Annotated in this window: 8 protein-coding genes; 5 read left to right on the forward strand and 3 right to left on the reverse strand. The window is 59.6% G+C overall.

Features of this window, described 5'->3' with window-relative positions; all coding sequences use genetic code 11:
* Positions 1–214, reverse strand: a 214-nt coding sequence (locus tag Q0J54_RS11670) for a transposase (protein ID WP_296305905.1), incomplete at its 3' end; no start/stop codon positions are given.
* A gap of 99 nt (positions 215–313) precedes the next feature.
* Here Q0J54_RS11670 and Q0J54_RS11675 point away from each other — a divergent pair.
* The 4 genes from Q0J54_RS11675 to glmS all read left to right on the forward strand — a co-directional run bounded on the left by Q0J54_RS11675 (position 314) and on the right by glmS (position 5,766).
* A complete protein-coding gene (locus Q0J54_RS11675; RefSeq protein ID WP_296305906.1) occupies positions 314–637 on the forward strand; it encodes a GNAT family N-acetyltransferase in 324 nt (107 codons plus the stop codon).
* Positions 638–1,396: 759 nt separating this feature from the next.
* Entirely contained in the window at positions 1,397–1,921 is a 525-nt protein-coding gene (locus Q0J54_RS12265; RefSeq protein ID WP_367172245.1) for a transposase, read from the forward strand.
* 52 nt (positions 1,922–1,973) lie between these two features.
* Positions 1,974–3,869 (forward strand): SurA N-terminal domain-containing protein, encoded by a 1,896-nt coding sequence (locus Q0J54_RS11680; RefSeq protein ID WP_296305908.1) that lies wholly within the window; start codon positions 1,974–1,976, stop codon positions 3,867–3,869.
* A gap of 76 nt (positions 3,870–3,945) precedes the next feature.
* Complete coding sequence (glmS, locus tag Q0J54_RS11685; protein ID WP_296305910.1) at positions 3,946–5,766, forward strand: glutamine--fructose-6-phosphate transaminase (isomerizing); 1,821 nt, start codon at positions 3,946–3,948, stop codon at positions 5,764–5,766.
* Between the two features lie 70 nt (positions 5,767–5,836).
* Here the strand turns inward: glmS and Q0J54_RS11690 are convergent, their stop codons facing one another.
* Positions 5,837–6,349: a hypothetical protein gene (locus tag Q0J54_RS11690; protein WP_296305912.1), complete on the reverse strand. Its 513-nt coding sequence runs from the start codon at positions 6,347–6,349 to the stop codon at positions 5,837–5,839.
* Positions 6,350–6,419: 70 nt separating this feature from the next.
* Positions 6,420–6,848 (reverse strand): hypothetical protein, encoded by a 429-nt coding sequence (locus Q0J54_RS11695; RefSeq protein WP_296305913.1) that lies wholly within the window; start codon positions 6,846–6,848, stop codon positions 6,420–6,422.
* 296 nt (positions 6,849–7,144) lie between these two features.
* Between Q0J54_RS11695 and Q0J54_RS11700 the strand changes: the two genes are divergently transcribed.
* Positions 7,145–7,405 (forward strand): hypothetical protein, encoded by a 261-nt coding sequence (locus Q0J54_RS11700; protein WP_296305914.1) that lies wholly within the window; start codon positions 7,145–7,147, stop codon positions 7,403–7,405.
* The last annotated feature ends 330 nt before the right edge of the window (positions 7,406–7,735 follow it).

Consider the following 7,735-nt stretch of genomic DNA (forward strand, 5'->3'; position numbering starts at 1 on the left):
GGAAGTGCTCATGGACAGTGCTTTTTGAACCGTAACAGACGGGAAGCATGGCCCATTGGCATCCGCTTCGGCATTTAGAGAGGATTCCGGCAAGGACCGCACGTTGAGAAAGGGGCTTGTTGCCGCCACTTCTTTTTCGTTTGAACGGGGTAAGAAGAGGCTCAATACGTTCCCACAGCTCATCAGGCACATCACGAAAGTCTGTCTGTTTCATGAGACGAGCTTACCGCGCTTTTAAAAAATCAAAAACCATGCCGGACATTCTCTAAAAAGGACGGAAATGATGAAGTCAAATAAGAATGCGTGATACGCTATGGAAATTCTGAAACTCAGAGAACACAGCGAACTGGCGGCAGAAGCCGCAGCATGGTTTCATTCCAAGTGGGATATTCCCATTGAAGAATATACGGGAAGCATACAGGGATGTTTGACCAGCAAGAGCGTCCCACAGTGGTATGTTGCAGTCGAAGATGGGCAGATCATTGGTGGTATTGGGGTCATCGAAAACGATTTCCATAACCGCAGGGATTTAACGCCAAATGTCTGTGCTGTGTATGTAGAAGAAAATTATCGCTGCCGGGGCATTGCCGGAAATTACTTGATTTTGTCTGCGAGGATATGCGTTCATTTGGCCTGAAAACCTTATATCTCATCACAGACCACACTGGTTTCTACGAACGCTATGGGTGGAAGTTCTTGTGTATGGTGCAGGGCGATGGTGAAGCTGATTTGACGAGAATGTATGTTTACGACTTGAGAAAGGAATATCTATGACATTGATTCGATATTTGGAGAAATATGATAAATTTTATATTAAAAATATTTTGTAATAACTGCGCTGAAGGTGAAATAAAAAATAAGAATATTGAATTGGATACTTTTATCTGACTTATGAAAAAATCAACTGTAAGATATTTTTATTAATTTTTTATGCTCTATGAATATTGATGATAATATTTATCTTAATTTAATTAATCTAAGTAAATCATCTTAGCCGAAGTGTTAAATGATGTTTTTGATTTGTTAGTTTGCTTTTCATTTCCATTTTTTCCGTTTCTTGAATGAACTTTTGAACCTGCTCCGGCGTAGGCTGACTGTTGGCGATATCAATATCTCCCGCAGTTCCGAAGGCGTACCAGACCACCCTGCGCCCGTAGGGCCTGTTAACACTATTTGCAGTTTGTTTGGGGGGGAAGGAAACCCCTCCGCCAGCGCTGGAGGGGTTTCCCTTCCCCCCAAGCCCCCCATCCCTTCCCCAGCGCGCTTTTACCGGGAGAAGAGCCGGGGACACAAGGCCACCCTGTCCCAAAGGTAAACGGAGCGTGAACGGCTTGCTTGTCTTATCTATTAAAATTATTTGTAAAATTTGTGTTAACAGGCCCTAGTCTATCCGTTCATCACGGTTCTGCCCCTGGGTGTGACGGCCACAGGCGCCAATGTGCATGACAGCCGCCTGACAGGACCAACCCTGAAAAATTCTCGGGAAATGGGCGGCTGGTTTTTGGGGGCTGAAGTTCGACACCTCTGTCTGGACAAAGGATATGATTATCCACGAGTCCGCGAGGAAGTCTATGTTAACGGATTTGAGGAGCATATCCGCAGCCGGGGGGAAGAAGTCCGTGAAGGCCGGAGGAATCCAGCCCGCCGCTGGGTAGTGGAACGGACATTTGCCTGGCTGAAGGGTTTTCGGAGTCTGCGCACTCGCTACTGTTGTTACCTCGTCAATTTTATGGGACTGCTTTACCTTGCTTTGGCCTGTATTCTTTGGAGAAAACTTATAAAGCAAGAAATATGCCGGATATTCTCTTATCGCAGGCAGGATAAAAAAAACTGGATCCGTCATTCAGGCAGGCTGACTCCGAGTCCTCTCCCCGCCCCTCTGCATCCCGGCGCGCTTGAGTTTCCGGGCCGATGCGGCTAAACTGCAATCTTACGGCGCACTATCGGCGTCAGGACGTCATTTCGGAGTAGCCATGCTGGACTTTATTCGTTCCAATGCCCAATCCATGGGCGTCAAACTGATTTTTGGCCTGATCATCCTCGTCTTCATCTTCTGGGGCGTGGGCAGCATCACCGATACGAGCGGCGGCACGGTGGTCGCCGTGGTCAATGGGGAAGGCATTTCCGCAAGCGCCTACCAGCAGGCCTACCAGCAGCAGGTGGAAGCCATCCAGCGCAGCAATCCCGGCATCACGCGTGAGCAGCTTGCGCAACAGAATGTCGGCGAGCGGGTGCTCACGGCCCTCATCATGCAAAAATTGCTGGAGCAGGAAGCCACACGCATGGGCGTCAGCGTCTCCGCGCAGGAGATGCGGCAGGCCGTGGAAACGGTGGATGCGTTCAAGAACAAGGACGGGGCGTTCGACGCGGAGATCTTCCGCCGCATGGTCGAGAACGCCTACGGCAGCGTGGGGGCCTTTGAGAAAAAATTGCGTGAGGAACTGCTGGCGGGCAAGCTGGAATCCCTTGTCCGGGCGGGCATCTGGAGCAACAGCGACGAATCCCGCGCCTTTTTCGAGTATCTGCGGCAAAAGCGCGGCATCTCCTATGCCTTTGTGCCCGCCTCCCGCTTTGCGGCCGAGGTGAAGCTCACGGACAAGGACATCGCGGACTACTACGCGGCCCACAAGCAGGACTTTGCCGTCCCCGCCAAGGTCGTTGCGGAATACGTCAAGGTCTCTCCCCTGCTGCTGGTGAAGCCGGAGAGCGTCAGCGCGGCGGATGTGGAAGCGGAATACACGAAAAATGTCTCCCGGTATCAGACGCCGGAAATGGTCAAGGCCGCCCATATCCTTGTGCCGCTGGCGGAAAAGGCCACGCCCGACGAGGTGAAGCAGGCCGAGGAAAGCATGGCCGCCATCCGTAAGGAACTGGCGGGCGGCAAGTCCTTCGCCCAGGTGGCCGACGCCCACAACGGGCCCAATGCCGCCGGGCCGGGCGGGGAGCTTGGCTGGATACAGCGCGGGCAGACGGTCCAGCCCTTCGAGGAGGCCGTCTTTGCGCTGGAGCCCGGCAAGCTCTCCGAGACGGTGCGTACGCCCTTTGGCCTGCATGTTATCCTCGTCAGCGAAAAGAAGCCCGCCGGCACACGCCCCTTCAGCGAGGTGGAAGGCGAGATCCGGGCCGAGCTGGCGCGTCAGCTCGGCGTGGAAAAGCTCAACGATGCGCTGGATGCGCTGGTGGAAGACAATATCCTCAAGAAGCCCCTCGGCGAGAGCGCTGCCCGCTTTGGCCTGAGCGCGGCAAGGACGGATCTGCTGAGCGCTGCCGAACTTGAAAAGACGCTCGGCCTTTCCGCGGAGAATGCGGCCCTCGTCATGGGGACGGGCAGCGGCAATCCCGTGGATTCGGCGCTGGAAGCCGGCGACGGCTATCTGGTGGTGCGTGTGGACAAGGCCGAAGCCGCCCATACACCTGAGCTGGACGCCGTGCGCGGCGAGATCGAAAAGCGCCTCAAGGCCGAAAAGATGCTCTCCTCCGCCCTCTCGGCCGCGGCTGAAGAGCTGAAACAGGGGCAGGACGGCAAGGAGCTCACGCTCAGTACGGCGTCCGTCGAGCGTGACGGCGTGCTGTCCGGTTTCGTGGCCAGCAGCGAATTGGCGCAGGCCGTTTTTGGCGCGCCGCTGAAGACCTGGCTGCCGCGCGCCTTCCGTCTGGAGAGCGAAAAGGAAGGTCCCGGCGCGCTCATCTGCCGGGTGGACGGCGTGCAGGAGGCCGACCCGGCCGAATGGGAAGCCATGCGGGAAAGTTTTGATGGCCTGTTGCGCAATCGTCGCGGCGAAGAGCTTTTCCAGCTCTTCCTGGGCAAGCTGCAACGCAAGGCGGAAGTCAGGCAGAATCCCGAACTCATCAGGCAGATCGTCAACTAGACGTTCCCGCGGCATCCATCGATATCCCCTGCCCCCGTCTTCGGATGGGGACAGGGTTTTTTACAGGAGCAAGAGCATGTGCGGCATTATCGGTTATACCGGGCATCGGCCGGGCGTCCCCGTGGTGGTGGAAGGGCTGCGCCGTCTGGAATACCGCGGCTATGATTCCGCGGGGGTGGCCTTCGGCCTCAAGGGGGAACTGGCCGTCATCCGGGCCAAGGGCAAACTGGCGGCGCTGGAAGAGAAGCTTGCCCATGAGCCCGTCACCTTCGCCACCACGGCAATGGGGCATACCCGCTGGGCGACGCATGGCGAACCGGCGGAGCGCAACGCGCATCCGCATCGCAGCAATGACGGCAGCCTTGCCATCGTGCATAACGGCATCATCGAGAATTTCCAGGAGATCAAGGCGGACCTGCTCGGCAAGGGTTATGTCTTCCATTCGGAGACGGACACCGAAGTGCTGGTCAATCTCATCGCCGAATGCCGCAAGAGCGAGCCGGACTTGCTCAAGGCCTTTGCCGCCGCCCTGCGGCAGGCCCACGGGGCCTACGCCGTCTGCCTCATGGACCGGGACGATCCCGAGAGCCTGCTGGCGGCCCGCATGTCCGCGCCGCTCATTTTCGGCATCGGCACGGGCGAACACTTTGTGGCGTCGGACATCCCGGCCTTTCTGCCCTATACCCGTCAGGTCGTCTTTCTGGAGGATGGCGACATCGTGCGTTGCAACGCCAGCGAATACGCCATCATGCGCCTGGAGGACCTTTCCCCGGTGCAGCGCCCGGTACAGACCATTACCTGGGACATGCAGGCCGCGCAGAAGGGCGGTTACCGGCACTTCATGCTCAAGGAGATCTTCGAGCAGCCCCGCGTCATCACCGACGGCCTGAGCGGACGCGTGCAGGACGGCGCGCTCCACCTGCCGGAGCTGGATGCCCTGCCCGTGCCTGAGCGCCTGCATATCGTGGCCTGCGGCACGTCCTATCATTCCGGCCTCTGGGGACGGCATCTGCTGGAAAGCTGGGCACAGATTCCGGTACAGGTGGAGATCGCCTCGGAATTCCGCTACCGGGACAGCCTGCTGCTGGGCAAGGGCGACATGGTGCTCGTCATCAGCCAGAGCGGGGAAACGGCGGATACGCTGGCGGCGCTGCGCATTGCCCGTGAAAAGGGCGTGCCGGTGCTGGGGCTGTGCAATGTGGTGGGATCTTCCATCGCCCGCGAGGCGACGGCCGTCATCCTGACCCAGGCCGGGCCGGAGATCAGCGTGGCGTCCACCAAGGCCATGTGCAGCCAGATGCTCATGCTGGCCCTCATGGCGCTTTACTGGGGGCAGCGCAAGCAAGTGGGCACGGCGGAAAGCCGGGCGCACTGTCTTTCTTTGCTGGGGAGCCTGCCCGTGCTGCTGGGCGAAGCCCTGCCCGACATGCACGAGCGCGCCCGGGAGCTTTCGCGCAAGTACGCGCAGGCCCGCAATTTCTTTTATCTCGGGCGGGGACATTGCTTTCCGCTGGCGCTGGAAGGCGCGCTCAAGCTCAAGGAACTCTCCTACATCCATGCCGAGGGCTACGCCGCCGGCGAGATGAAGCACGGCCCCATTGCCCTCATCGACCCCGCCTTTCCTTCACTCGTGCTGGCGCTGGATGACGAGCTCTACCCCAAGGTCGTTTCCAATATGGTGGAAGTCAAGGCGCGTCAGGGCAAGGTCATCGCCCTGTGCAACGCAGGGCGCGAACCGGATGCCGACGACATCTGGCGCATCCCTGCCCTGCCCGCTCCTCTGGCCGGCTTCATGGCCCTGCCCGCCCTCCAGCTCTTCAGTTACGAAATGGCCGACTATCTGGGCAAGGATGTGGACCAGCCGCGCAATCTGGCCAAGAGCGTTACCGTGGAATGAGGCGTTGCCGCATCGCAGGCAGCCGCAGGCCGTCCCGCAGGGGGCGGCCTTTTGGTTATCTGCGATTTTTTCAGGGTGCTGTGGCGGTCTTGTGCAGGGCGAGTGAATCCATGATCATGCCCAGGCATTCAGGATAACGCCTGCCGGGATCGCTGACGATCAGGAGCAGGGTACTGCCCGCCTCGTGGAGAAAGAGGCAGGTGTGGCACTCATCGTTGCGCGTAAAGGTGAAGACGTAGCCGCCTTCCTTGCGCTCTTGCGGTTCACTGGCCGAAAAATAGCGGACATACTCCTCCAGCACATCCCTGGCCGTGCGTTTGTCCGTCAGGGCGGCGCGGATGATCACGGCGGCGGCGTCCCCGTCGGGAGGGCGGATGACCAGCATCTCCGCGGACGGCTCCGTCGCTTGCCAGCCGCTGGGGACCAGTACGCTGAAGCGGCGTTCTCCTTCCGCCCGGAGCGGCGTCGCCGCAAGCAGCACGATCAGCAGGCAGGCCAGGCAGACCAGCCGGAAAGGGGCTGCCGACCCCCGGCGACGGCCTGTCTGTACGGCGGCACAGCGGGACGGGCGGCGTCTGATCATGCGCATCTCCGGCAGCCGTCCGCGCCACGAGGGGAAGGATGCGGCCGCCCTTGTCTGAAGGCGGACATGTTCATTGTGCTCTGAGGCTTTCGAGCATGGCGTCGATGGTCTTCCCATGCTTGCCCGTGCTGTCGGTGATGGTGATCAGCATGAAGCGGTCCTCGCGGGCGCGGAAGAGGGAGCGGCTCGTCACGCCGTTGCGGACAAACTGGAAGCTGTACTCGTCATCGGCTGTTTTTTGCGGTTCGCTGCCGCCGAGCTTGCGGGAAATGATCCGCGCGCCTTCCTCGGGACTGACGCCCTCCAGGTTTTCGGCGGCGATGGTGACGGCGGCCGCATTGCCGGGCGCGATGACGGCCACGGCGCCGCCTTCCGCGGCGGAGGCGGTCCAGCCCTCAGGGACATCGAGGCTGAAGGCGCCGAAATCCTGTGCGGCGGCGGGGCAGGCGGCAAGGACGAGAAACAGAACAAGGACAAGCGGACTGAGGCGGATGTTCACGGACTCCTCCCGGGGCGGGCTGCGTTTTTTTCTTTTTTATCTACATGATGCCAAAGGATGTTGGCAATCCCCCGTCCGGACGGGGGACCGGCCCTGCCCCGCGCCCAAGCGAAGGATGGCGCATTTTCCCTTGCCTGCCGCAGGCGGCCCGCGTATCATACGCCGGCATTGTCATGGGGGCCAGCTTCCCTTGCCCGGCCGGCGCACATGCGCGGGATGCGGTCACGGGGCAGGCATGGCCCGCGTTCCTTTCCGGCTGGGCCGGGATACTCGCAAGCAAGGTTTCAGAGAAGCAGATGAGCAAGGAACAGATCACGGTCAAGGGGTATGTGACTGCCGTGCCGCGTGGTACGGATGCACGTCAGGCGCGTGTGGCCATCGTCCAGGATGATGTGGAATACCGCATCATCCCGCGCGGGGCCGGTGTGGATCTGGACGACGAGGTCAGCGTGCCGGTGGAAGTCACGGGCCTGCTGGAAGTGGCTGATGAGATGTCGTACCTGATGGTGCGCGGCTACACCGTGCTGGAAGACGACTCATGGCTTGAGGAAAAGTAGGCCGCTGCGCGGTCTTTCGGGCCGCCTCCCCCCGGGGGGAGAGCCTTCTTGTGATAACGATGCTCCGGCGGATGTCGATGGACATCCGGCAGGAGCATTTTTCGTTCGCGGCCGGTGCTGACGCGGCACGGCTTTTCCCGGAAGACCTCCCGTCCCAGGCTGCCCGGCCCGGACCAGGCGGACAAGCCGCGTTTCTTCCGCGAAACGGCGGCTCGTATGGCGTGAAGCGGTAAGCGCTCCAAACGAAAAATGCCTAGGATCAGGACTCATTAAAGGTAAAAAATGACAATGGCAGCAATATGGATTGCCGAAAGGAATGTATGGGCACAG

Origin of the sequence: uncultured Desulfovibrio sp., assembly GCF_944324935.1 — a bacterium.
In the GTDB taxonomy this organism is placed as follows: Bacteria; Desulfobacterota; Desulfovibrionia; order Desulfovibrionales; family Desulfovibrionaceae; genus Desulfovibrio.